The following is a 23,698-nucleotide window of genomic DNA, read 5'->3' as shown; positions in this document are numbered from 1 at the left end:
CCGAGCGGGGTTTAGGCCTAATTTTTCCAATTTTTTAGAAACGGTAGCTCGCCATCAGGTTGGCCGACCACTGATTGCGTGAATCGGTAATGGGCGAGTCGGCAATCTCCTTGCTTAGGCGGGTGTAGCTGGTCTGCTGGGTAATGCGCCAGTTGCTCGAGAGCGGCAGTATCAGCTGGTAGCCAACGTCGTAGTTAACGCCGGCCTTGGCCTCGTACTGCGCACGCTTAGGCAGAGCCTCCTTCTTGCTGACGCCAAAGTAGTGATCGTTAAACTTGGCGCTGTTGTAACTCACCGCCACAAACGGCACCAGATCCAGGCGGCCAAGGTTGAGGATCTGCTGATAGCGCACACCCGCCACATAGCCTTTATATTCGCCACTGATATCGTGCTGGAAGTTGGTGGAGAGTACGCCGCGCGGCCCCACCTTGATATCCATGTTCAGGCCCAGATCCGCGCTGATACGACGCTCTTCCATGCCGGCCAGCACCTTAGACACATCCTTGTCCAGCCAGAGGCCGTTACCTGTCAGGTAGGTGCTGAAGGTAATGGCATCTCTGTCTTTGCCATAGAGGCGGTAGTTGATGCCCTTGTCCAGATCCGCGTTGAAGCGATCGCCGTGATAGCCCACATTCACGCGGGGGCCGAAGCGGTTGTGGTCGCCGAAGGCAAATTTGTAGTCGTTCTTCTGTTCTTTGATGATGTCTGAGTTATAGCCGGCGCCAAACTCGACCACCCAGCCTCTGCTGTGATAGACCTGACCATTGCTGATATAGGTGTCCGACTCGGCGGCCTGGGCCAGATTGATGCTGCCAAGGGCAACTAGGGCTAAGGGAAGGTAATTCATTGCTCACTCCACTTTGAAGGTTTTCATTGGTTGAGGGCAATGTACTCGCTGGGCACTTAGATAAGTATCATGAGTTTGTAAGCCTGTGTCGCCTTTGTGTATGGCGGGCAGTGAATGCCCAAGACTTTGTTGTATAAAGGTAAAAAAAGACCGGCCCTATGGAGCCGGTCTTTGTGGCGTTATCTTGTGAGGTGAATGCTTACAGCTTAACCACCATCTTACCGCGGTTTTTGCCTTCAAACAGGCCGATAAAGGCGGCCGGGGCGTTGTCGAGTCCCTCGTAGATGGTCTGCTCGGCCTTAACCTTACCGCTGGCCAGCCATTGTCCCATCTGCTTGGCGAACTCGCCATAATGCTGCCAGTGCTCGAACACGATAAAGCCTTCGACTCTGAGCTTCTTCATGATGATATAGGCCAGGTTGCTTGGGCCCGGGGTCGGCTTAGTGTCGTTGTACTGGGCGATCATACCACATACGGCGATACGGCCATGGTCGTTCATGTTGTCCAGCGCCGCGGCCAGATGCTCGCCGCCGACGTTTTCAAAGTAGACATCAACACCTTGAGGTGCGGCGTCCTTCAACGCCTGACTCAGGTTGGGTGTGGTCTTGTAGTTGATCACCTGCTCGATTCCCATCGCCTTGAGGGCCTCGGCTTTTTCATCCGAGCCGACCGAGGCAACTACCTTGGCGCCCATCAAGAGACCTAGCTGACAGGCAACGCTGCCGACCGCACCCGAGGCGGCCGAGACAAACAGGGTCTCACCTTCCTTCAGCTGGGCGATGCGGTTAAGGCCGGTCCAGGCGGTCATGCCAGGCATGCCCATGACGCCGAGGAAATGAGATTCAGACAAAGGAGTGTCCGGTAGCAGGGTATGATCTGCACCGTCGGTGACATAGTGGCTGCGCCAGCCCTTCATGCTGCTGACCTTGCTGCCCACAGGGAAGCCGTCATGGTTTGACTCGATTACCTCACCAATGGCGCCGCCTTCTAGCACTTCACCTAGGGCGAAGGGGGCGATATAGCTTTCTCTGTCTATCATGCGGCCGCGCATGTAAGGGTCGACCGACATCCAGAGGTTCTTGACCAAGAATTCGCCCGGCTTAAGGGCCGGAAGTTCCACCTGCTTAAGGCCAAAGTTGGCTTGGGTTGGCATGCCTTCAGGGCGGCTGGCCAGTGTTATCTCTTGTGCTTGCATGGAATTAACCTCATTTTGCTTTGCGCGCTAACTAATTGTGGTAGACTCTACAAACAAATTGAGCACAATGCAAATACTTTGTGCGCAAAGTAATGTATTTTTAATGTCCGCTCCTTGCCCCTGAATTCTGTTAAGATAGCCGACCTAAAGCTTGAGGCAGCTAGCACAAGCGAGCAAGGCGCTGAAACTTTTAAGTCATAAGACGTTAAGTCATAAGTCATTAAGTAGCACATTAAGCGTTAGCGCATTGAGCAAAAGTTGAGTAACAGTTAAGTCAGATAGATGGGTAAGACTATGAGTAAGCAGATGAGTGAAGCAGAGACAGCAGTAGTAACTGAAGGGGCGCAATGCCTGTCGGAGAATGTCTGCTTCGCCCTCTATACCGCCGCCAATGCCCTGGTACGCGCCTATCGTCCCTTGCTGCAGGAGTGCGATCTGACCTATCCGCAATACCTGGCGATGCAGGCGCTCTGGCTAAAAGACAATGCCAGCCTGACGGATCTCTCCCAGGCGACACGGCTGGATCTCGGCACCTTAACCCCAATCGTCAAGCGCCTGGAGGCCAAGGGGCTGGTGGTGCGTCATGTGGACAGCCGGGATGAGCGTAAGAAGGTGATTCAGGTGACTCAGGCCGGCGAGGCCCTAAAGCAAGAGGCGCTGGCGCTGAAGCAGCAGCTGCTGGAGAAGGTGAGCGTGTCGGACATTGAGCTGGAACAGCTAAGGCAAGTTTGTCTGACCCTGACCCATGAGCTCAATCAGAAATAGTCGATTCAGCAAGCTATTCAGGTGCTTGATGGCGCTACCTTTTAAATGAGAAAACACTGTTCTGCACAGCGGCCAGTAAGCCTGGACTTTTCCTAGTAATTAACTTACCAACTTTTGTATAATCGCGACCAATTTCGTGCCTATCGACTATGTGGCTCGCAGTTGAAGCAATTGAGCGATTTAAGCTTATGATTTGACTCAGATAGTCCAGACTATAATAAAGGATAGGTGTAGACAATCTCAGTTTCCCATGGGGAAAAATCTCATGCAAAATCACTCAGACCTCCTCGACATAGGCGTGATAGGCCTAGGCGTTATGGGCAAAAACCTGGCGCTTAACATTGCCGACAATCGCTACCGCGTCGCCGCCTTCGATCTCGACTCAGCCAAGCGAGATGCCCTGCTTGAGCAGGAGCAAAAAGAGCGCCCTGCCGATCAAGTCCAGCGCATCCTAGGGTGTAGCAATCTTTCAGAAATGTTATCCAGTCTCGCAAAACCTCGGGTGTTGGTCCTGTCGGTTCCTGCCGGTGCGCCAGTGGATGGCGTCTGTAATGCCCTGCTTGAGGCCGGGATAGAGCAGGACGATATCGTGGTGGATACGGGCAACAGCTTGTGGACAGATACAGTGGCCCGCGAAGCCCAATATCAAGACAAGTTTATCTTCTTTAGCTGCGCCATCTCAGGCGGCGAGATGGGTGCCCGCTTCGGGCCCTCTCTGATGCCGAGCGGCGACATCAAGGCCTGGGATAGAATCAAGCCCATCTGGGAGGCGATTGCCGCCAAGGTAGACCCTAAAACCGGCCTGCCTATCGAGCGCCAGGAGCCGGGTAACCCTGTGACCGAGGGCGAGCCATGCACCACCTACATAGGCCCGGCAGGCGCCGGTCACTATGTGAAGATGGTGCATAACGGCATTGAATATGCCGACATGCAGTTGATCTGCGAGGCCTATCAACTGCTGAGCGATGGTCTTGGGCTGAGCGCCGCCGAGGTGGGTGAGATCTTCGCTCGTTGGAACCAGGGCAGCCTCAACAGCTACCTAATGGAGATCAGCGCAGATGTGCTGTCGCAGGCCGATCCCCTAACCGGCAAGCCGCTGGTGGAGATGATTCTGGATAAGGCGGGTCAGAAGGGCACCGGCCTGTGGACTGCGGTCAGCAGCTTGCAGATTGGCTGCCCGGCGCCGACTATCGCCGAGGCCGTATACGCCAGGGCGGTGAGCACACAGAAGCAACAGCGTCAGCAGCTGAGCCTGTTGCTGGCAGGCCCCGAGCCGCTGACATTGAGCGGTGATGAGCGCGCCGCCTTTATCGATGAGCTGGAGAACGCCCTCTACTGTGCCAAGATCGCCTGTTATGCCCAGGGATTCCAGTTGATGGCCATGAATGCCCAGGAGCGCGGCTGGCGGTTGGATTTTGCCGAAATCGCCAAGATCTGGCGCGCCGGGTGTATCATTCGCGCCACCTTCCTGCAATCGATCACTCAGGCCTATCAAGAGGCGCAGAAGATGGGAGAGCCTCTCGACAATCTGTTGATGGCCGAGACCTTTAGCCTGGCCTTGTCGGCCAAGCAGCAAGACTGGCGACGTGCGGTGGCAAGGGCCATCATGAGCGGCGTGCCCGTGCCTTGTATCGGCTCGGCGCTGGCCTACTACGACAGCTACCGCAGCGAAACTTTGCCGGCCAACCTGCTTCAAGGTCAGCGGGACTTCTTCGGCGCCCATACCTTTGAGCGTATAGACAAGCCCGCCGGCGAGAAGTATCACCTCAACTGGAGCCATAGTGAACGCACGCTAGAGAAGCTCTAGTGCTTCATTAAGCTTCAATAGAAAAGAAAAACCGCTAGCGATTGACTAGCGGTTTTTTTATCTCGGCGCTGTGGTCGCCTAGCCCTGACAGCCACCGCTCTCGTAGCAGCTTGGCTTGCGGGGGCAGCTAGCGCCGCGGGAACAGATGAGCCTAGCCTCGCTGTCGATGCCGCGCTCGACCCAATTGATGTTGAGGATCTTGGCCACACGCTTGATATCCGTCTTGATGTTGCTGGGCAGGGGCGCCGAGCCGCCACTGTCCACACAGACTTCTTTGAGTTGCTGCGCCACCTGGTTGGCATCGCCGCCCTGAGCCTCGATGGCCGGGTTAAGATCGATACCGGCGCAGAGCACATGGGGATTGCCCGCCAGGTCTTTCACCCGAATCGATTCGCAGCAGTAAATCTTGGGCTCGTTGGCCACATCCAGGATGGAGATCTGCGCCGAAGAGCCCTTAGTCGAGGCGTTGATCATCCTAAACACCGCCCAGTGTTGGCAGGGATCTTCCACCTTGCGCATGTTGCCCCAGGGCAGAGGAATACCGTTGCCGCGATACACGGCCTTGAGCTTACCTGGCGAGTAGGCATCGAAATAGTGCCAGTGGCTGTAGGGGGAGACCGCCGTCATGCGGCGCATGGCCACCGAGGGGGAGACATCTACCAACTTGGCCACATCTATCTCATAGCCGTGACGGTCGAGCAGCTGCCTGAAGGGCACCTTAGGGCAGAGCAGGGCGCCGGCGAAGAAGCTGGACTCGAAATCCCGCCAGGCATGCAGGATATCCTGGGCGTCCACTGTCGAGGATTGCCCACGATTGTCCGCCTCATCCACCAGGCTGGTGCCATGGCTGCGTCCGGCCACCATGATACTTTTTAAACCGTCTTTATTGTGCAGCACGCTGTGGCCGATATGGACCGCAAGGTCATATTTGAGGCGGCGGGTATGCTGGTTGAGCAGCTGGTTGAGGCAGATCTTGTTGGGCTGCTCGAAATAGGAGGTGATGATGTGCTGCTTGCCGGCGCCCGCCTCTTCGCGGATCGCCTTGGGCGCCCGGGTAAACCATTTCACCACCAGGCCGAGACGCTGGACTATGGCCAACAGATCCTCGAGGCTCAGCGGCATGCGTTTGAGCCCCACCTCTTCGGCGGCGCGCTCGAGATCGGGAAAATGATTCTGATGATGTTCCTGATGGGCGCGGATCAGTAGGTGCGCAAATTGCCGGCCGCTGATCCCTGTCTGTGAGAGCATCTCTGGGATGGCGATCTGCAATATCTCGTTGGAAAACAGGAAGCTCGGCTCCAGCGCCATGCCACTGATCCCGCCGCGAGACCCCTTGACCGGGGTGATCGCCTGCTCCTCGGGAGCGTCGTCGAGAAACCAATCCACCTCCTTTTGAAACACGGCGGCGATCACCGCCAACATGCCGGCACTGGGCACGCGCTTGCCGCGCTCTATCATGGAGAGGTAGGAGACAGAGGGTGCGGAATCCGCATCCACCCTGACACAGCGGGCCGATAGGTCTTCCATGGTTAGATTATTACGTTTCCTGAGATTGCGTATCTTAGTGCCCAGGAAATGCGATTTTCTCATCAAGCTGCCATTGGTCTTCATTTTGTAAAATTCACACTGTGAAATTTCTATTGTGAAATTGTAATGAAAAAGCCGCTAGACTACAAATTAAGCAATCGGGGAAGCGACAAATCCCTTAGAGCGCCACTTAAAGCTGTAGGGCAAAGATGTCATCAGCGAGTCAAACATAGCGATAGATAGCATAAGTGAGAGGGATGAGGCGATGAATATACAGACAGAACAACTAGACCAGAGTATTTACAACTTCATCAAGCAGGTAATGCCTATGACACAGATTAATGGAAACAATGCGCTGGCACCTCAGATGCAGCAAGATGGCCTGACCTATGCCAAGCAGATCTTGGATCAGTACTTTCCACTGAGTCAGGGCTCTCACCAGGATGTCTGCAGCTATGTGATCTACTACAAGCAGCTACTGGCCTTCTTCGCCGATGGTAGCCAGAGCGGTCTGGCACAGCCCAAGCAATTTGTGGCCCTCTCTGGTCATAAGTGCGAGCCAAGCTCTCTGGTGCTGAAGAACAACGGTTTCCATATCGAGATCGCGCTGGATCGCCGTGGCGAGCAGGGACGTCACGACTTGGCCGGCATTAACGATGTGCAGGTCGAGGCGGCGCTGATGACTATCGTCAATAGCGAGCAGAGCCCTTGTCAGCGTACCTGGACCAGTCTGGTCACGGGTCAGGCAGATCAACACTGTAAAGAGTTCACCTCGAAAGACGGGACCGAATACTGCCTCTAAATTGTGTGATGACTCGCCATAAAAAAATGCCAGCAATTGCTGGCATTTTTTATGGCTATGTCAGTTTGCCGCTTTAGGCCAAGGCGAGCCCCAGGCTGAACAGGGCGCTGAAGATCACCGTGAGTTTCGCCGTGCGTCCCAGCAGCGGGTTTAACGCCGCCCCCGAGGTCTGGCTAAATTCGCTGTTAAGTTTGCGCGCCAGGATCAGCGACAGGCCACCGAGCAGCACAGGCAGGCCGGGCAAAGTCCCAAGCAGAAAACCGCCGATGACGAGGGCAAAAGGCAGATAGACAAGCGCCTGATACAGGACTCTGGCCTGACTTTCACCTATCTTAACCGCCAGGGTGCGCTTGCCTGCCTTGGCATCCGTGGGGATGTCTCGGGTGTTGTTTACCAGCATCACGGCGGCGTTAAACAGGCCAATGGCGCTGCCTAAGATCCAGGCGGCGACACTGGTGTCATGGGCCTGAAGGTAGTAGCTGCCGACCACGGCCACCAGGCCGAAGAAGATAAAGGCTGCGACTTCACCCAGACCATGGGAGGCCAGCGGGTAGGGGCCGCCACTGTAACCCAGGGCGCCCAGGATGGAAGCCGCGGCCAGGATGGCGATGGGCCAGCCACCATGATAGATGAGCAGCGAGCCCACCAGTAGCGCCAGCAGCAGGCAGGCGATCATGGCGTTACGTACCTTGCTTGGGTCGAGCAGGCCACTCTGGGTGACGCGCACCGGGCCGAGTCGCTCTTCGGTGTCGATACCGCTCTTAAAATCGAAGTAGTCGTTCGCCAGGTTAACGGCGATCTGCAGCAGCAGGGCGCACAACATGGAGGTTGCGGCAATGAGCCAGCTAAATTGTGTCAATGACAGGGCAAGGGCATTACCGACTAAGATAGGGCCAATGGCTGCGGGAAGAGTACGTGGGCGTGTCGCCAGGATCCAGGGATTCATTATCTGCGTTCGTAATTATTAGGTAGGGACTGAGCTAGGCTCGAAAATATAGCCCAAGCATAGCAAAAAAGCCCAAGTCGATGAAGCGCTTGCATTAGCATTATGTGAACAGCCTCGTTTTATTTTTCAGGGAGCTATAGCCTAATACCCAGAGCCTTTAATAAAGCTTAAACGCCTTGTTAAAAATTTGTGTAATTTTGACGCGGCGCACATCTTTGTCACCCCTTTCCTTCAAATCTGTTGCCAGCCTCAAAGAACTCTTGCCATACATGTGCTGTTATAGCTGTCTGACTGTGAGATTCTGCTGGGAATGTTTTAAGCTTATCTAATTAATTTATATAGATTTTATAAATTTAGCACTTGGCTTAACTAGGGCGTTTCGGCGGCGAGAGACAAGGATCAGGATGATGCGTTTTGATGAACAGGTTGCTGTCGTCACAGGAGCGGGGGTTGGCTTAGGACGAGCCTACGCGATCGCCTTAGCCGAGCGCGGGGCGCGCTTGGCCATTATCGATTCGGGCTGCGGCGATAGTCGCTGCCAGACTTATGCTGGCGCTGGCCTCAACAAGACCGCCCGTACCCTCGCCGAACTGGGCGCCGACTGCCTGAGCTTTCAGTTGGATGTCACCGACAGTCAGGCCCTAAAGAGGGCGATAGAGACTGTCCTCAAGCGTTGGGGTCGCATAGATATCGCCATCAATAACGCCGGCATCCACACGCCAGTCTCCTTCGATAACCTGAGCTTCGAGCAATGGCAGCGGCAGCTGGATGTGGATCTCAACGGCAGTTTCCATCTGACCAAGTTGGTGTGGCCGCAGATGAAACGGCAAAATTATGGCCGTATCGTCATGACGGCGGGGGCCAGTGGCCTGTATGGCGACATGCATGAGACCCCCTACAGTGCCAGCAAGATGGCGCTTGTCGGCCTGGTCAACAGCCTGGCCAAGGAGGGACGCGACTACAACATCTCGGTCAATACCCTAGTGCCACAGGCCTTAACCGCCATGACGGCGCATCATCTCAGCCCTCTGGTGAAGCCGCTGTTTAGTACCTCTTCGGTCAATGCCACCCTATTGTATCTCTGCTCATCGACGGCCTGCAGTGGTCAGCATCTGCTGGCCGCGGCCGGCAGCGTGAGCCACGGGATGTTTGTCGAGTTTCAGCCGCTGCGTATTGTGGAAGATGGCTGCAAGCCCGAGGTGATTGCCCAGCGCTGGGATGAGCTGTACCGGGCGCAGCCCTGTCATTTTCATGAGTCTGGCGAAGAGCAGGTGACCGCCTGGGCGAGGCGCAGCGCCGCCGAGCACCATGTCGACATAGAGTAGGACCTGATAACAAGAGATAAAGAAGAGATGGCGAATAGGTGATAAATTGCTGCAGGAACCACCAGGAAAGGTCAACAGCCCTAGGGACTGTTGATCTTTCAAGTTTAATTTTTGTTCAATCTAAACGCGTTTTGCGCGAGGCGAGAGCCATGAAGCATAGTTACTCTATGTGAATGGCGAACAACAAAGTGCAGCGCGCGTTTAGATGAACCCGTTGGGCAGCGTTTGTAGGCCATTTCTACGGTGTTATCGCCCGTTGGTGTAGGATACTACACGACACAGGCTCTGCCTTGTATAAATCACCTTCAAACTGCTGCAAAAACAAACGGCAAAGATCAACAGGCCCTAGCAAGATAAGGGGAATCTAAGGTAAGCTTGACGACCAATATTGATGAGTTATCGGTGAGGTTGCATGAGTCAGGTGTTAGATGATCTGTTATCCCTTTTATCGCTGGAACAGATAGAGGTAGGTCTCTATCGGGGTCAGAGCCAAGATCTGGGCTTTGGCCATGTGTTTGGCGGACAGGTCATGGGCCAGGCCCTTAGCGCCGCGGCGCAAACCGTCGACAGCGAACGTCAGGTACACTCCTTCCACTCCTATTTCTTGCGCGCCGGTGATGAGAAACAACCCATAGTCTATGACGTGGAAAATATGCGTGACGGCGGCAGCTTTAGTGCCCGCCGGGTGAAGGCGATTCAGAAGGGTAGACCCATCTTCTACATGACCTGCTCCTTCCAGAAGCCGGAGCAAGGGTTAAATCACCAGAGCAAGATGCCGGATGTGCCGGGCCCTGAGGGCCTGCTGAATCAGCAGGAGCTGGCCTCGACCCTGAGGGACAAGGTGCCTCGCAAGGTGCTGGAGAAGTTTATGGCGGACTCGCCGCTTGAGATGCGCCTGGTTAACCCATGCAATCCCATGGAACCCAACCAGAGCGAGCCCATCAGGCATGTGTGGATCCGCGCCAATGGCAAGGTGCCCAAGGATCTCTCGGTGCATGAGTATCTGCTGGCCTACGCCTCAGACTTTAATTTCCTGGTGACGGCGGCGCAGCCCCACGGCGTCTCCTTCTTAACCCCTGGCATGCGCATGGCCACCATAGATCATGCCATGTGGTTCCACCGTCCGCTGGATCTCAGTCAGTGGCTGCTCTATAGCATAGATAGCCCTAATGCCGGTGGCGGCCGCGGCTTTGTGCGTGGCGAGTTTTACACCCAGAGTGGTGAGCTGGTGGCCTCGGCGACCCAGGAAGGCTTGATTCGATTAACACAGGGATAAACGAACAGTGAGTGAAAGGTTGAATGTGATGAAGATGAAAATGAAAGCCATATTGGCGTCTTTGCTGCTTATTATGTTGGCGGGTTGTGTGACGGTAGAGCCTGAACCTCCGATTTTCGTCAACGGCGCCGCCGGTTATCTGGAGAAGATTAACCTGCCGCAAGGCAGTAGCATTACCATAGCGGTGATCGATCTCGACACCCCGGGTGCCATCATCGCCCAGAAGAGCTTCGATATCGCCAGGGCGCCAGTGCCCTTCAAGTTTGCCTTCGCCCGCGAGACCATAGACAAGAACGTCAACTATGGCGTGGTCGCCATGATCCAGTATCAGGGCAAGGTGATCTTCCAGACCTACGACAGGTTCCCGGTGATCAACAACGGCAAATACACCACGGAAGTGGTGATGAAGCTGGTCAAATAAGCTGGTCAAATAAGCTGGTCAAATAAGCTGGTCAAATAAGCTGGTCAAATAAGCCAAGCAGTTAACGAATAGATAAGGGAGCCTCAGGGCTCCTTTTTTATGCCCTTATTTTGCCTCTAATTTATCACCCGATTTTTGCTTCAAGTTATCTCCTCATGTCGGGCGTCGTCTTTGCTCTTATATCTATTAACTTGAGTAAATTTCAGCCAGGTGCCCTCAGATGAACCTTGATTAAATATATTTTATCCAATATGGTGAAGTGATAACAATAACAAATCAAGGAAGAGTAGATGCAGTTTATCGGCAGTCATCATCTCATAGGTAGCTTGCCCGGCGCCGAAGAGCAGGGCGCTGGATCTCAAGACAAGCGTGAGCAGCGTAATAGTTCGCAACATGCTAGTTGGCAACATCCTGATGCTCAGGAGCCCCTGTTTGCCAGCCTGGTACTGCTCAGCCTGGCGATGCTGTGTCTCACACTCGCCATCTCTTCGGCGAGTTAGCCGAGTCTAGTCAGTTCAAGTTTGCCGTCTCAAGCCTGTTCTCTCAGGGGGCTCAGCTAGGGATTGTTATCTGGGGTTAGTTATCTTTTGCGTGTCATCTAGATAGTGGCATCTCAAGCGTGTTATCTCGAGCTTGGCATTTCGAGCGTGGCTTCTTGAGCTTGGCATCTAGAGTGTGTCATCTAATAAGTGTCACCTTAGCTTTGCCATCTCGGAGCTGCGAAAGCAGGCGCCTCTTGTTATTAGTTTCTTATTTCTAGCGCCGTATTCCTAACGTCATATTCCTTGCGCCGCCCCAGGCTTATCAAAGTTGCCCCGGCTTATCAGAGTTGCCCAGTCAGCTTGATGCGCTAGCCCCTGCACTCATATCTGCCAAGTGCGCGGTTCTTCTATAGGCCGGTATCGCTTGCTCACTTCTCCCGTTTGCTGAGTTTCCCTCTGCGCTTTTTTAAGAGGCGTATGCTTAAATGTAGCGCCATTTCACATCGTGTTATCAGCTTGTTAGCAATCTAATTTGGCCGAGATCGGTTTGGTTGATCAACTAGTGATCGATGCGGATATGGGTCACGAAAATTAAAGGGGTATTGTCAATATTTGTTTATTTGCTGTGATCTGGATCGCGCCAGGCTATACAAAAAGGGGTATTACTCTAGCTTATTGATTTGGATCAAGAACTTCTTGGTGCCTATCTGGCAGGATACGCGCAAATGTAAGGATTTTGATAATAAAAACAACGTTAACTGTTGTATTAATGGAGTAGTATGATGAAAAAAACTATCGTTTCAGGTCTGATCGCTGCCGCCCTACTGTCTACTGGATTTGCCGCTTCTGCTCACCAAGCTGGTGACATCATCGTTCGTGCCGGTGGTGTTGTTGTTGCCCCTAATGAGTCGAGCGAAGACGTTGCTGGTTTTGGCGAATTCAACATCAGCAGCAATACGCAGCTGGGTCTGAACTTCGGTTACATGCTGACCGATAACATTGGTATCGAGTTGTTGGCCGCTACCCCTTTTAGCCATGACGTATCGCTAAAAGGCGTTGGTAAGATTGCCGAGACCAAGCACCTGCCACCTACCTTAGTGGCTCAGTATTACTTTGGTTCGGCCGATTCTAAGCTGCGTCCTTATATCGGTGCCGGTGTGAACTTCACTAACTTCTTCGACAGTGAATTTACCAATGACCTCGATGGTGCATTGACCGACCTTAGCCTAAGCAACTCTTGGGGCTTAGCGGCGCAAGCGGGTATCGACTACCAAGTGAACAAGAACTGGTTGGTTAACGCCTCAGTGTGGTACGCCAAGATCAATACCGATGTGAACTTCAAGCTTGCCGGCCAAGCGGTTAGCATCGAAACCGATATCGACCCTTGGGTTTACATGGTGAGCGTAGGTTACACCTTCTAATCTCGCTAAATATCGAAAATAAAAAAAGGAGCCAATCGGCTCCTTTTTTCATATCTGCTTTTTAACTTTCTGCTTTCTTTGGCCTATTGCGCCTTCTTGGCCGCTCTGGCCGCCTTGCGCTCTTCCTTGGTGCGCCAGTGACGGGTGTTGTAGATAAATTCAGGCAGCAGCTTGGTTAACCAGGCCACCAGACGCCAACGCTTGGTGATATAGGCGCGGCGTTTGCCTTTCTGCATCGCCTTGAGTGCCTGGCGCGCCACCTCATGGGGTGGTGATAGCCAGAGACGGCTCTGCTGCATGGCCGCCTTGTCAAGCAGACCAAGTTGAAGATCGCTAATGGTGATCGGTAGCTTGAGGCGCTGGGCATGCATGCTCAGTCCTTCGAGATAGCTGCTGGCATAGGCCTTGGAGGCATGATAGGCCACGCTGGGGCCGCCCCTCAGTCCGGCGATGGAGTTGATGGCCGCGAGCTGGCCATAACCCTGATCGACAAATAGTCTGAATGCCGTATTGCATATGGCGCTATAGCCCTGCACATTGACGGTAATGATATCCTGTTCCAGTTGCCAGGGAAGCGAGGCGTCGTAGCCATTGAGGCCGGTATTAACGATCACCAGATGGGCGCCGCCCAGTTGCTGCCAGACGCTTTTCAGAGTGGCGATAATATCCTTTGGTCTCTCTATCGCCAGCTCATGCAGGCTGACCTGGGTGGACAGAGAATGGGAAAATTCCTTAAGGGATTCGGTATCTTGTGCCAGCAGGGCCAGTTCGACGCCTTGCTCGGCAAGTTGTTTGGCAATTTCACGACTAACGAGTGAGCTGGCGCCCACAATTATTGCAGTAGCTTGAGACATGAGGCTATTTCTCAATAAATGGTTCGCCTATGATATGAAGATCTCTGATAGAGAACAAGATTTATAGTATAGACATATGGACATCCAGAAGTCTTGATGTATGATTAGGAGCAAGAGTATGAACAGATGGTTAAAACCCCTAGCGGCAGTGGCGATGAGTGCGGGCCTGTTGACAGCTTGTGCAACCCCTAATGCCAGCGTGGAGATCCAGGGGGAGGTTTGGTTTAAGGAGCGAATCGCCTTACCACCCCAGGCTGTGTTGTCGGTGCAGATCCAGGACGTGTCTAAGATGGATGTGCCTGCCGTGGTGTTAGCGGCCTTCGAGCGCGACGACGTGACCACACCGGCACCTTTTGGTTTTGTCATCCCAAGGGATCAGTTCGAGGCGGGACACACCTATAGTGTGGGCGCCAAGATCACCCTGGATGGCAAGCTGATGTTCATCAATACTCAATCCTACCCCATAGATTTAGGCGATAGTGCGCCTATCTCTGTGCTAGTGCAGCGCGTCGGCGGTTAAGGTGAGACACCGCGCCGCTTGCGACACCTAGCCAGTTGTGGGGCTCTGTTAACCAGGTCGAAAGAGGCGCGGTATGCCGGTAAAAATTCCCGATAATCTGCCAGCGGCGGAAATTCTCGAATCAGAAAATATCTTTGTCATGTCCGAGACCCGGGCGGCCAATCAGGATATCAGACCCATGAAGGTGCTGATCCTCAATCTGATGCCAAACAAGATAGAGACTGAGACTCAGCTGCTTCGCCTCCTGGGTAATACCCCCTTGCAGGTGGATGTGGATCTGCTGCGCATCCACGACAAGGTCTCCAAGCACACCTCAATCGATCATATGAACAACTTCTATCGTGATTTCGAGGCGGTGCGCCATAAGAATTACGATGGCCTGATCATTACGGGCGCGCCGCTGGGGCAGATAGAGTTTGAAGAGGTAACCTACTGGGATCATATTCGCGAGATCATCGACTGGTCCCAGCACCATGTGACCTCTGTGTTGTTTCTCTGCTGGGCGGCCCATGCTGCCCTGTATCACCTCTATGGCCTGCAGCGTAAGCTGCTCTCGACCAAGCGCTCCGGGGTGTTTAATCATCAGCGCACCCATAAACATTTTCCGCTGCTGCGGGGGTTTGACGATGAGTTCTTCGCGCCTCATTCTCGCTTTGCCGAGATGGAGGTGGCCGATCTCAAGGCTCACAAGGAGCTGCAGGTGCTGGCCGAGTCCGACGAGGCGGGCGCCTATCTGGTACTGAGCCGCAACAATCGCAACCTGTTTGTGATGGGTCATCCCGAATATCAGAAATCCACCCTGAAGGATGAGTATCTGCGGGATCTCGCCGAAGGCCTTAACCCGAGTGTGCCGAAAAACTATTTTCGCGGCGATGATCCCAGCCAAGCGCCAGTCGCCCGCTGGCATGGTCATGGCAGCCTGCTGGTCAGCAACTGGCTAAACTACTATGTCTACCAGCTGACACCCTATGATCTCCATGACATGAGCGCCATCACCCCCTGGGAGCATGAGTACAAGGATACTGAGGATAATGACTAAAGCGGATACGGGCGCAGCGCCAACTCTGATAGAGACGCCCAGGCTCATCATGCGCCAGTTTGTGCTGCAAGATGCCGAGGCGGTGTATCGTTTCTCCTCTCATCCTGAGGTGGTGCGTTATACCGGCGATGAGGATGCGGTCAAGAGCCTAGATGATGCCAGGCATGTCATAGAGAAGTATTGGCTCGCAGGTTATCGCGACCCAGGCTATGCCCGTTACGCGCTGATCCATAAGCAGAGCAATGAGCTGATCGGCTTCTGCGGCGTCAAGCATGAGCCGCTGCTCAACCGCGGACAGGGCGGGGTGGATATCGGCTATCGCATGTTGCCCGAGTATTGGGGCAAGGGGCTGGCCACCGAGGGCGTGATTGCCTGCCTGCATTACGCCAGAGAGACATTAGGCATAGCCTGTGTATACGCCGAGGTGGTAGTGGAGAACGTCGCCTCCAGCCGGGTGCTGGAGAAGGCGGGCATGGAGCGGATAGACTGCTACGAGGATGACGGGGTTAGTCTGTATCTCTACCGCACCCCCGAATAACCTTGCTAGGCTCTCGGGGCGTAGCAGCTCTGGCACATAACCGCCCTTGTAAATAACAGACCTGGCACATAACAGGCTAAACGGGAAAAATTGCCCAGAGTCGCGCTGGCTGCGCTTGAAGAACAAGGTGTTAGGCGCTATTTTATCTAGACCTAGCGCCCGGTATTCACCCGACGCGTCACCCTCGAGAATGGATCCTCATGTCAGAGCCACAACAAGCCGTACTCCTGTTATTGGCGCATCCTTCCCAACATAGATCTGAAGTTAATCTGCCCCTGTTTGAACTGGCCAAGACGATACCCGGTGTCACCACTGTGGATCTCTATGGCGAGTATCCCGAATTTGATATCGACATCGAGCGCGAGCAGCAGCGCCTGCTGGCCCATGATGTGGTGATCTTTCAGTTTCCCCTCTATTGGTATTCCACGCCCGCCATCCTGAAGGAGTGGCAAGACCTGGTGCTGGAATATGGCTTTGCCTATGGCACGGATGGCAATGCACTCAAGGGTAAACGCTTCTTCTGCGCCATCACGGCCGGGGGCAAGGAGGAGGCCTATCAGGCCGAGGGTTACAATCATTTCACCCTGAAACAACTGCTGGCGCCGCTGGAGCAAACCGCCAGCCTTACTGGTATGCGTTATCTGCCGCCGTTTGCCCTGTTTGGTGCCCGCACCGCCGTCGAAGATGGCCTGATGGCGCAGCACCTCGAGGAGTGGCGCGAGCTGCTCACCGCACTGGTAGCGGGTAAGCTCAATCGTCGTCTGGCTGCCAAGCTTGAGAAGTTAAACGGTCATCTTGATCAGATCATCACCGGGTAAGCGCCATGACCAACTATTTCCTGCAAGCCTTTATCTATCTGGTCGCCGCCGTGATCGCCGTGCCCCTGGCCAGACGTTTTGGCCTGGGGTCGGTGCTTGGCTACCTGATCGCCGGGGTGGTGATAGGGCCTGTGATCGGTCTGGTGGGGGAGGAGACCTCAGTCATTCAGCACTTTGCCGAGTTCGGCGTGGTGATGATGCTGTTTGTGGTGGGACTGGAGCTCGAACCTAAGATGCTGTGGGCCATGCGGACCAGCCTGATGGGCCTGGGTGGGTTGCAGCTTACGCTGACCACGGCCGCCGTGGCGGCCATTGCGCTCTATTTCGAGGTGCAGTGGAGCATCGCCTTTACCATAGGCCTTATCTTCGCGCTCTCATCGACGGCGATCGTGTTGCAGACCTTCAACGAGAAGGGACTCAATCGCACCGATGGTGGCCGCAACGCCTTCTCTGTGTTGCTGTTTCAAGATATCGCCGTGATCCCCATGCTGGCCTTTATCCCATTGTTGGCACTGCCCGAGCTGGTGGAGCAGGTGCAGCAGGCGGCGACTCAGGTGGCGACCCAGCATGAAGAGATAAGTCTGGTGGCCGGCTTGCCGCCCTGGGCCTACGCCATAGTGATCGTCGCGGCTATCGCCATCTTAGTGGTGGGCGGTCACTACCTGAGCCGTCCCCTGTTTCGTTTCGTGGCCTCATCCGGGGTGAGGGAAATTTTTACCGCCACCGCCTTGATGTTGGTGATTGGCATCGCGGCCCTGATGAGCCTGGTGGGGCTTTCGCCGGCCCTGGGCACCTTTTTGGCGGGCGTGGTGTTGGCCAACAGTGAGTTTCGCCATGAACTTGAGTCCAATATCGACCCCTTCAAGGGGCTGCTGTTGGGGCTCTTCTTCATCACAGTCGGTGCCGGTATCGATTTTGGCATACTGTGGCAGGATCTCGGCCTCATCCTGGGACTGACCCTGGGGATCATAGTGCTTAAGGCCTTGGTGCTCTTGCTGATCACCCCAGTGTTCAAGATAGGCAAAAGTGATCGCTGGCTGTTCGCCCTCAGTCTGGCCCAGGCGGGGGAGTTTGGTTTCGTGCTGCTCAGTTTTACCGTGCAAAATCATGTGCTGCCAAGTGAGCTGGCGCAGAAGCTCTCATTGGTGGTGGCCCTAAGCATGATGCTCACCCCAGGGCTGTTTATTCTGTTTGAGCGTTTTATTGAGCCCAGGTATCGTAGCGCCAAGGCAGATCGCGAGGCAGACACCATAGATGAGCACGGCAGCGTGATCATCGCGGGCGTCGGCCGCTTCGGGCAGGTGATCAATCGCCTGCTGAGCGCCAATGGCATCAAGACTGTGGTGCTGGATCATCAGATTAGCCAGGTGGATATGCTGCGGCGCATCAATGTGAAGAGTTATTTTGGCGATGCGACCCGCCCGGACCTGCTGCATACGGCGGGGATAGAGGAAGCCTCCCTGTTGGTGGTGGCCATGGATAATCGCGACAGCGCGGTGGAGCTGGTGAAGTATGTTAAGCATACCTATCCCAAGGTTAAGGTGCTTGCCCGGGCGTTCGACCGCGGTCATGCCTATCTGCTGCGGGATGCCGGCGCCGACTTCATCCAGAAGGAGACCCTGCTTTCGGCCCTTGAGCTGGGAGCCGACGCCATGAAGTGTCTCGGCTTTCATCCCTTCCATGTGGAGCAGCAGAAGAACACCTTCAAGCGCATCGAGAAGCGCAGCTCCGATATGCTCTATGGCGCCTGGAAAGATGACAGCAGCGGTGAGCGATTCGATAACAACTATCGCAAGCTGTTTATCGAGCTGGAAGAGACCATTAAGGCCGCCATGGCCAGGGATAGAAACGACAAGTATGCCATGAGCGAGCGGGGTTGGACGCCGCCGCCCAAGGGCTATGACGAGCTACTGGACGGCGATGAGCCCCTGACCGTCAAGCGTGTCGAAGAACCTTTGCCATCGCCTGGTGATGAGCAGCTCAAGCCTTAATCAACACTCGAGCCTTAAGAGTCATTAAGCCTTAAGCGCTGCCAGGCTGGGCTGCAGCGCCTCGGGGAGTGCCACATGCAGCGGCTGCTTGCTTAGGGGGCAGGTGAAATCCAAAAAGCAGGCGGTGAGCTGCAGATTCACATCGCCCGTTTCGGCGCCGCCATGTTGTCTGTCACCCACCACGGGAAAGCCTATGCTGGCCATGTGGATGCGGATCTGATGCTTGCGGCCCGTCTCTATCTTTACCTGCACCAGGGACATATCCAGCTCGCTGTCGTATTCCACCAGGCTGGCGTGGGAGCACGCCGGCTTTCCGTCCACCTCAGTGGTGATGGTGCGCGTGGCCTTGGGAAACTCCCCCTTGACGATCACCCTGTACTGTTTATCCAGCTCGCGATGCTCGAACTGAGCCGCGAGCGCCGCCGTGGTTGTCTTGCTGTGGCCGATGATCACCAATCCCGTGGCCGCCCTGTCCAGACGGTGGATGATAAAGGCGGGGCGCTGCGGTGTGAGATGAGTCTCGACGAAGCGGTTGATGGTGGTGTGATCGCTCCATTTTGAGCCCTGACACAACATGGCGTAGGGCTTGTACCAGATACTGTATTCGCCCTTATCCAGAATCAGCTGGGCATCCTCTACCTGCTGAGCCAGCACCTTAGGGTTGTAGTAGAGGTGCAGCTGATCCCCAAGCTTAAGCGGTTTCTTGGCTCGGCGCAGACGCTGGGTATATTTGCCCCTTGTGAGCCACACGGCGCCCTTGGCCATCGCCTGTTTAATCTCCTGCTTGGAAAGCTGGCTCGCCCCGGCCAGCAGGGTGCAGGCGTCCGTCTCTGTCTGGCTGACCTTGAGATGATGTTCGATAGGGTTTAGCTTGGAGTCTGGTTGCATGGCAGGCTTATCTTCTAGGTGCTTATCTTTTGCGGTTTATCTTTTACGGCTTATCTTTACGGCTTATCTTTACGTGCTAGAGAGCTCTTGGGCGAAAAACCCCGTCAGTTTACACTATTTTTCCCCTTTTGCGGCGCCCGACGCTTGGCCATGTTGTCATTGGTTAAGTTCTGCTCTCGGCTCTTTCCCTCTGTTCTCTCCCTCTGCTCTCTACCTCTGCATCGACTGCTATACTCAAGGCTGTGGGGATCAGGGAGGAGCGACATGGTGCAAAGTGCGAAGGTGTGCAAGACATTCGTTTGTCTGAGAAAAGCTTGCTTGTTTACTGCTTGTCTCATAACTACCTGTCTCATAACGGCAACTGTAGCGCGGGCCGAGGTGACCGAGGTGCGCTACAACCTGTCGACCCATTTCGTCGATCCCAAACAGAGTTACTATATTGACCTGCTACGCCTGTCCCTGGAGAAGAGTCAAGATCAATATGGCGACTATCGCCTGTTGCCGGTGGAGATGGATATGCCCCAGGGGCGCACCATCAAGCTGGTGGAGCAGGGCAAGCTGGATGTGGTGTGGACCATGACCAGCATCAGCCGGGAGCGTCAGCTGCGCGCGGTTTACTTTCCCCTGCTCAAGGGGCTGATGGGCCATCGTATCGCCATCATACGCACCGAAGATGAGACCCGTTTCGCCAACATCACCCAGATTGAAGCGCTCCAGAGGATCCCCGTTGGCCAGGGCAGCGACTGGCCAGACAGCGATATCTTGCAGCGCCAAGGCTTTACCTTGGTCAGGGGCGCGGCCCACAGCCTGTTGACCATGCTGGAGAAGGGCCGCTTCGACTATTTCCTGCGGGCACTCCATGAGCCTTGGGACGAGATTGCCGACAGACCAAACCTGATGGTGGATACTCAGTTCGTCATCGTCTATCCCGCGCCCCTCTATTTCTTTGTTAGCCCTGATAATCTGGCGCTGGCAGAGCGGATCGAATATGGCCTGCGCGCGGCGTTGAGCGATGGCAGCTTCGATGAACTTTTTTATCATCATGCTATTACAGAAGGTATGTTGGGGCGGGCTAGGCTGACCGAGCGACGTGTGTTTCGCCTGGATAACCCATTCTTGTCGCAGACCAGTAAGAACCTGCTCAGCGAACCTGAATTGTGGTTCGATTAAGTATATTGATTTGTCTGGCTATTCTTGTCTATTTGGCGTCAAATAGGGTGTAATGAGAGTGAGTCAGGCTGCATTGATGGGGTGGTTATGATCGCAAATGAGCAGATGGTCGCCGTGCTTGAGGCACTGCCGGATCCCGCGTTTATTTTGTCCAGTAGCGGCAAATATGTGGCCGTCTTCGGCGGCAGCGATGCGCGCTACTATCACGATGGTCGTGGCCTCATAGGTGCCTACCTCCATGAGGTGATCAAGCCCGCCAAGGCCGCCTGGTTTCTGCAAACCATTGACAGGGCACTCTCGACCCGCCGCCTGCTGATCGAAGAGTATGAGCTGAGCAACAAGGATGTGAAGGGGTTGCCCGACGAGGGGCCGGTGGAGCCTATCTGGTTCGAGGGACGAATTCAGGCGCTGGATTTTCGCGTCGACGGCGAAGAGGTGGTGCTCTGGGTCGCCAGTAATATCTCTAAACGCCACGAGCTGGAGTTAAGGCTCAGGGAACTGAGCGATACGGATCAGCTGACCGGCCTTTATAATCGTCGCCGTCTCGAGCGTGACTTTGCCCTGCATTTCGACAACTTCAGCGAGCAGGGGATGCCAACCACTATATTGATGCTGGATATCGATAACCTGAAACAGATCAACGACGCCAAGGGCCACCACAAGGGGGATGAGAACATCCTGGCCGTGGCCGAGATCTGCCGCCGCGAGTTCCGTAAGACAGACTATGCCTACCGCTTCGGTGGTGATGAGTTTGTGGTGGTCTTGCCGGGTCTGCTGCCGACTCAGGCGATGGCCATGGTCGAGGCGCTGCATCAGAGCTTCAATCGCGCCTTATCTGCCCTGGCCGAGGATGAGCTGCTGGCCACCATCAGCTTGGGGATGACGGGGATCAAGGTGGGCGATACCTCCTACCAGGATACCCTAAGGCGCGCCGATATGGCCCTGTATCAGGCGAAAGATCAGGGTAAGAATCAGCTGAGCTATATTCCTTAGGCTTTCGCTAAGCCGTTTTACCTCCGCTATCGACGCGCTCATTCTGGCGCTGGCGACCATCTAGGGGCAGGCCGCCTCTTTGATAGCTAAATCGGCACTAGAAACAGGTCACCTCAATTGGGGCATCCGGGTGTTTCTTCTATAGTTTATATAATGAATCTTTAATGCAAATTCACTTGTTAACCCCTTCAGGCAGACATACTGTTAAGGGAAACTGGTGCAGCGGAGGCATTATGCAAACACAGATACAGGCAAGGATAAAACATTGGTTGAGTCTCGATAGCGACGCCAAGAGTCGCGCCGAGATCCAGGCCCTGGTCGATCAGGGGGCGCAGGAGGAGCTGGCCGCAAGATTTGCCGGCCGTCTCACCTTCGGTACTGCGGGCATTCGCGGCGTGGTGGGCGCAGGTCCCATGCGGATGAACCGTCTGGTGGTACAGCAGACCTCCAAGGGGGTCGCCGAATACCTCAAGGCTCAGGTAGAAAATGCAGTGAGTCGCGGCGTTGTCATCGGCTACGATGGCCGTCACGACTCCAAGCAGTTTGCCGAGGACGCCGCCAGCGTGCTCACCGCTGCGGGTTTCAAGGTGTTCCTCACCAGCAAGGTGGCGCCGACCCCTCTGGTGGCATTCGGCGTTCTGCATCTGGGGGCGGCTGCCGGCATAGTGGTGACCGCCAGTCATAACCCGCCGCAGTACAATGGCTATAAGGTTTACTGGGGTAATGGCGCGCAGATCATTCCGCCCCATGATACCGGCATCGCGGCGCGTATCGAGCTGGCGGCCAACTCGCCGGTGGATATGTTGCCGCTGGAAACGGCACTGGAGACTGGTAAGCTGGTGATGCTCGAGGAGGATTACTATCAGGCCTATCGTCAGGGCGTGTTAAACGCAGAGGTGCTGCAAAGCCCCTCCCGTCCCGAGCTGGTGAGCCTGGCCTACACCGCCATGCATGGGGTCGGCGCCGAGATGGCCGAGACGCTGCTTAAGGATATCGGGGTTACACAGGTCTATTCGGTCGCGGCCCAGCGTGAGCCAGACGGTGACTTCCCCACGGTGAACTTCCCCAACCCTGAAGAGGCAGGCGCCATGGATCTGGTGATGGCCGAGGCTCACAAGCATGGTGCCATGCTGGCCTGTGCCAACGATCCAGACGCCGACCGTTTCGCGGTGGCGGTGCGTAAACCCGCTGCCACGTCAGAGATGCTGGCCTCTGAGGCCTATCAGATGCTGACCGGGGATCAGGTGGGGGTCTTGCTGGGCCACTACCTGCTCTCCCACGCCAGTGATGATCAGCGACTGCTTTGCTGCACCATAGTCTCCTCCAGCCTGCTGACCCGCATCAGTGAGGCATGCGGCGCCCGCTGCGAGACCACACTCACAGGCTTTAAGTGGCTGACCAATGTTGGCATGAGCAAACAGACTCAGGAGAATCGCTTCCTGTTCGCCTACGAAGAGGCGCTCGGCTACACCGTCGGCAGCATGGTGTGGGATAAGGATGGTCTCTCAGCCTTGGTCGCCTTCGTGCAGCTCACTGCTGAGCTGGCTGCCAAGGGGGAGACTCTGTGGGACAGGCTAGAGACCATCTATCGTCAATATGGCTATTATCTCAACCGTCAGGTGAGTATCGCCCTCAGCGGTGAGCCAGGTGCGCCCACCATAGGCGAGCAGCTAAGGGCGCTCAACCCCAGTAAGATTGCCGGTAGGGCCCTGGTGTCTGTGGATGACATCAGCCTGGGCGTGCGCCGTTTTGCCGATGGCCGCGAAGAGACAATAGACCTGCCTCGCAGCGACGTGCTCATCTATCGTCTGCAAGGCAACGCCAGGGTGATAGTGCGCCCCTCGGGCACAGAGCCTAAGGTGAAGTGCTACTACGAGGTGGTCGAGCCCTTCGGCGAGCAGGAGGGGCTTGCGGATGTGCAGCGCCGCGCCGAGGCCGCCATGGCGGAATTTGTCACCCGGCATCAGGCGGGCTTGCCTAATGCCTAATGCCTAATGCCTAATGCCCAACGCCTAAAGCCTAAAGCCTAAAGCCTAAAGCCTAAAGCCTAAAGCCTAAAGCCTAAAGCCTAAA

General features: G+C 55.2%; 22 protein-coding genes. 16 read left to right on the top strand and 6 right to left on the bottom strand.

The window, feature by feature from the left end:
- Positions 1-34: 34 nt before the first annotated feature.
- Both K0I31_RS13370 and K0I31_RS13365 read right to left on the bottom strand, forming a co-directional pair.
- Positions 35-847, bottom strand: coding sequence for a MipA/OmpV family protein (locus K0I31_RS13370; RefSeq protein WP_220078703.1), 813 nt, complete (start codon positions 845-847; stop codon positions 35-37).
- A gap of 199 nt (positions 848-1,046) precedes the next feature.
- Positions 1,047-2,042, bottom strand: a complete 996-nt coding sequence (locus K0I31_RS13365; protein ID WP_220078702.1) for an NADP-dependent oxidoreductase — start codon at positions 2,040-2,042, stop codon at positions 1,047-1,049.
- Between the two features lie 294 nt (positions 2,043-2,336).
- On the opposite strand from K0I31_RS13365, the gene K0I31_RS13360 reads away from it, so the two are divergent.
- Positions 2,337-2,807, top strand: coding sequence for a MarR family winged helix-turn-helix transcriptional regulator (locus tag K0I31_RS13360; protein ID WP_220078701.1), 471 nt, complete (start codon positions 2,337-2,339; stop codon positions 2,805-2,807).
- Positions 2,808-3,072: 265 nt separating this feature from the next.
- Positions 3,073-4,614, top strand: coding sequence for an NADP-dependent phosphogluconate dehydrogenase (gene gnd, locus K0I31_RS13355; RefSeq protein WP_220078700.1), 1,542 nt, complete (start codon positions 3,073-3,075; stop codon positions 4,612-4,614).
- A gap of 78 nt (positions 4,615-4,692) precedes the next feature.
- Here gnd and K0I31_RS13350 read toward each other — a convergent pair whose 3' ends face one another.
- On the bottom strand, positions 4,693-6,225 hold the full coding sequence (locus K0I31_RS13350; protein ID WP_220078699.1) for a DUF3612 domain-containing protein: 1,533 nt from the start codon (positions 6,223-6,225) through the stop codon (positions 4,693-4,695).
- 181 nt (positions 6,226-6,406) lie between these two features.
- On the opposite strand from K0I31_RS13350, the gene K0I31_RS13345 reads away from it, so the two are divergent.
- Entirely contained in the window at positions 6,407-6,943 is a 537-nt protein-coding gene (locus K0I31_RS13345) for an aldolase/citrate lyase/malate synthase family protein (RefSeq protein ID WP_220071857.1), read from the top strand.
- Between the two features lie 73 nt (positions 6,944-7,016).
- Here the strand turns inward: K0I31_RS13345 and K0I31_RS13340 are convergent, their stop codons facing one another.
- Positions 7,017-7,889: a 1,4-dihydroxy-2-naphthoate polyprenyltransferase gene (locus K0I31_RS13340; protein ID WP_220078698.1), complete on the bottom strand. Its 873-nt coding sequence runs from the start codon at positions 7,887-7,889 to the stop codon at positions 7,017-7,019.
- A gap of 407 nt (positions 7,890-8,296) precedes the next feature.
- Here K0I31_RS13340 and K0I31_RS13335 point away from each other — a divergent pair, with 407 nt between their 5' ends.
- The 5 genes from K0I31_RS13335 (at position 8,297) to ompW (ending at position 12,814) form a co-directional block, all read left to right on the top strand.
- Positions 8,297-9,214, top strand: a complete 918-nt coding sequence (locus tag K0I31_RS13335) for an SDR family NAD(P)-dependent oxidoreductase (RefSeq protein WP_220080852.1) — start codon at positions 8,297-8,299, stop codon at positions 9,212-9,214.
- 412 nt (positions 9,215-9,626) lie between these two features.
- Complete coding sequence (tesB, locus tag K0I31_RS13330; RefSeq protein WP_011866353.1) at positions 9,627-10,490, top strand: acyl-CoA thioesterase II; 864 nt, start codon at positions 9,627-9,629, stop codon at positions 10,488-10,490.
- Between the two features lie 28 nt (positions 10,491-10,518).
- Positions 10,519-10,911: a YbaY family lipoprotein gene (locus tag K0I31_RS13325; protein ID WP_011866352.1), complete on the top strand. Its 393-nt coding sequence runs from the start codon at positions 10,519-10,521 to the stop codon at positions 10,909-10,911.
- A gap of 290 nt (positions 10,912-11,201) precedes the next feature.
- Positions 11,202-11,411, top strand: a complete 210-nt coding sequence (locus K0I31_RS13320) for a hypothetical protein (RefSeq protein WP_220078697.1) — start codon at positions 11,202-11,204, stop codon at positions 11,409-11,411.
- A 761-nt stretch (positions 11,412-12,172) separates the two neighbouring features.
- Positions 12,173-12,814 (top strand): outer membrane protein OmpW, encoded by a 642-nt coding sequence (ompW, locus tag K0I31_RS13315; RefSeq protein WP_011866351.1) that lies wholly within the window; start codon positions 12,173-12,175, stop codon positions 12,812-12,814.
- 83 nt (positions 12,815-12,897) lie between these two features.
- Here ompW and K0I31_RS13310 read toward each other — a convergent pair whose 3' ends face one another.
- Complete coding sequence (locus K0I31_RS13310; protein ID WP_220078696.1) at positions 12,898-13,668, bottom strand: SDR family NAD(P)-dependent oxidoreductase; 771 nt, start codon at positions 13,666-13,668, stop codon at positions 12,898-12,900.
- Positions 13,669-13,786: 118 nt separating this feature from the next.
- On the opposite strand from K0I31_RS13310, the gene K0I31_RS13305 reads away from it, so the two are divergent.
- The 5 genes from K0I31_RS13305 to K0I31_RS13285 all read left to right on the top strand — a co-directional run bounded on the left by K0I31_RS13305 (position 13,787) and on the right by K0I31_RS13285 (position 18,574).
- Positions 13,787-14,188 carry a YbaY family lipoprotein gene (locus tag K0I31_RS13305; RefSeq protein WP_220078695.1) on the top strand — a complete coding sequence of 134 codons (402 nt, stop codon included), beginning with the start codon at positions 13,787-13,789 and terminating at the stop codon, positions 14,186-14,188.
- Positions 14,189-14,261: 73 nt separating this feature from the next.
- Positions 14,262-15,227, top strand: coding sequence for a homoserine O-acetyltransferase MetA (metA, locus tag K0I31_RS13300; RefSeq protein WP_220078694.1), 966 nt, complete (start codon positions 14,262-14,264; stop codon positions 15,225-15,227).
- Positions 15,220-15,765: a GNAT family N-acetyltransferase gene (locus K0I31_RS13295; RefSeq protein WP_220078693.1), complete on the top strand. Its 546-nt coding sequence runs from the start codon at positions 15,220-15,222 to the stop codon at positions 15,763-15,765. The genes metA and K0I31_RS13295 overlap by 8 nt, the downstream gene beginning before the upstream one ends.
- A gap of 200 nt (positions 15,766-15,965) precedes the next feature.
- Positions 15,966-16,583 (top strand): NAD(P)H-dependent oxidoreductase, encoded by a 618-nt coding sequence (locus K0I31_RS13290; protein ID WP_220078692.1) that lies wholly within the window; start codon positions 15,966-15,968, stop codon positions 16,581-16,583.
- 5 nt (positions 16,584-16,588) lie between these two features.
- The gene (locus tag K0I31_RS13285; protein WP_220078691.1) at positions 16,589-18,574 is read left to right on the top strand and encodes a monovalent cation:proton antiporter-2 (CPA2) family protein; all 1,986 of its coding nucleotides are present in this window, start codon (positions 16,589-16,591) and stop codon (positions 18,572-18,574) included.
- Positions 18,575-18,598: 24 nt separating this feature from the next.
- Here K0I31_RS13285 and K0I31_RS13280 read toward each other — a convergent pair whose 3' ends face one another.
- A complete protein-coding gene (locus K0I31_RS13280; protein ID WP_220078690.1) occupies positions 18,599-19,462 on the bottom strand; it encodes an RluA family pseudouridine synthase in 864 nt (287 codons plus the stop codon).
- Between the two features lie 378 nt (positions 19,463-19,840).
- Here K0I31_RS13280 and K0I31_RS13275 point away from each other — a divergent pair, with 378 nt between their 5' ends.
- From K0I31_RS13275 to K0I31_RS13265, 3 genes are all read left to right on the top strand, one after another.
- Positions 19,841-20,632 carry a substrate-binding periplasmic protein gene (locus tag K0I31_RS13275; protein ID WP_258406497.1) on the top strand — a complete coding sequence of 264 codons (792 nt, stop codon included), beginning with the start codon at positions 19,841-19,843 and terminating at the stop codon, positions 20,630-20,632.
- A gap of 87 nt (positions 20,633-20,719) precedes the next feature.
- Positions 20,720-21,625, top strand: a complete 906-nt coding sequence (locus K0I31_RS13270; protein ID WP_220042881.1) for a GGDEF domain-containing protein — start codon at positions 20,720-20,722, stop codon at positions 21,623-21,625.
- A 233-nt stretch (positions 21,626-21,858) separates the two neighbouring features.
- Positions 21,859-23,613 carry a phospho-sugar mutase gene (locus tag K0I31_RS13265; RefSeq protein ID WP_220078688.1) on the top strand — a complete coding sequence of 585 codons (1,755 nt, stop codon included), beginning with the start codon at positions 21,859-21,861 and terminating at the stop codon, positions 23,611-23,613.
- The last annotated feature ends 85 nt before the right edge of the window (positions 23,614-23,698 follow it).

This window comes from Shewanella spartinae (assembly GCF_019457555.1).
Classification (GTDB): domain Bacteria; phylum Pseudomonadota; class Gammaproteobacteria; order Enterobacterales; family Shewanellaceae; genus Shewanella; species Shewanella loihica.
Note: the sequence above shows the minus strand (reverse complement) of the source record. Positions and strands in the feature narration are given on the sequence as shown.

Bases quoted from the DNA above. Each gene is read 5' to 3' on its own strand.
- K0I31_RS13370 (WP_220078703.1), bottom strand. From the start codon at position 847: ATGAATTACCTTCCCTTAGCCCTAGTTGCCCTTGGCAGCATCAATCTG.
- K0I31_RS13365 (WP_220078702.1), bottom strand. From the start codon at position 2,042: ATGCAAGCACAAGAGATAACACTGGCCAGCCGCCCTGAAGGCATGCCA.
- K0I31_RS13360 (WP_220078701.1), top strand. From the start codon at position 2,337: ATGAGTAAGCAGATGAGTGAAGCAGAGACAGCAGTAGTAACTGAAGGG.
- gnd (WP_220078700.1), top strand. From the start codon at position 3,073: ATGCAAAATCACTCAGACCTCCTCGACATAGGCGTGATAGGCCTAGGC.
- K0I31_RS13350 (WP_220078699.1), bottom strand. From the start codon at position 6,225: ATGAAGACCAATGGCAGCTTGATGAGAAAATCGCATTTCCTGGGCACT.
- K0I31_RS13345 (WP_220071857.1), top strand. From the start codon at position 6,407: ATGAATATACAGACAGAACAACTAGACCAGAGTATTTACAACTTCATC.
- K0I31_RS13340 (WP_220078698.1), bottom strand. From the start codon at position 7,889: ATGAATCCCTGGATCCTGGCGACACGCCCACGTACTCTTCCCGCAGCC.
- K0I31_RS13335 (WP_220080852.1), top strand. From the start codon at position 8,297: ATGCGTTTTGATGAACAGGTTGCTGTCGTCACAGGAGCGGGGGTTGGC.
- tesB (WP_011866353.1), top strand. From the start codon at position 9,627: ATGAGTCAGGTGTTAGATGATCTGTTATCCCTTTTATCGCTGGAACAG.
- K0I31_RS13325 (WP_011866352.1), top strand. From the start codon at position 10,519: ATGAAGATGAAAATGAAAGCCATATTGGCGTCTTTGCTGCTTATTATG.
- K0I31_RS13320 (WP_220078697.1), top strand. From the start codon at position 11,202: ATGCAGTTTATCGGCAGTCATCATCTCATAGGTAGCTTGCCCGGCGCC.
- ompW (WP_011866351.1), top strand. From the start codon at position 12,173: ATGATGAAAAAAACTATCGTTTCAGGTCTGATCGCTGCCGCCCTACTG.
- K0I31_RS13310 (WP_220078696.1), bottom strand. From the start codon at position 13,668: ATGTCTCAAGCTACTGCAATAATTGTGGGCGCCAGCTCACTCGTTAGT.
- K0I31_RS13305 (WP_220078695.1), top strand. From the start codon at position 13,787: ATGAACAGATGGTTAAAACCCCTAGCGGCAGTGGCGATGAGTGCGGGC.
- metA (WP_220078694.1), top strand. From the start codon at position 14,262: ATGCCGGTAAAAATTCCCGATAATCTGCCAGCGGCGGAAATTCTCGAA.
- K0I31_RS13295 (WP_220078693.1), top strand. From the start codon at position 15,220: ATGACTAAAGCGGATACGGGCGCAGCGCCAACTCTGATAGAGACGCCC.
- K0I31_RS13290 (WP_220078692.1), top strand. From the start codon at position 15,966: ATGTCAGAGCCACAACAAGCCGTACTCCTGTTATTGGCGCATCCTTCC.
- K0I31_RS13285 (WP_220078691.1), top strand. From the start codon at position 16,589: ATGACCAACTATTTCCTGCAAGCCTTTATCTATCTGGTCGCCGCCGTG.
- K0I31_RS13280 (WP_220078690.1), bottom strand. From the start codon at position 19,462: ATGCAACCAGACTCCAAGCTAAACCCTATCGAACATCATCTCAAGGTC.
- K0I31_RS13270 (WP_220042881.1), top strand. From the start codon at position 20,720: ATGATCGCAAATGAGCAGATGGTCGCCGTGCTTGAGGCACTGCCGGAT.
- K0I31_RS13265 (WP_220078688.1), top strand. From the start codon at position 21,859: ATGCAAACACAGATACAGGCAAGGATAAAACATTGGTTGAGTCTCGAT.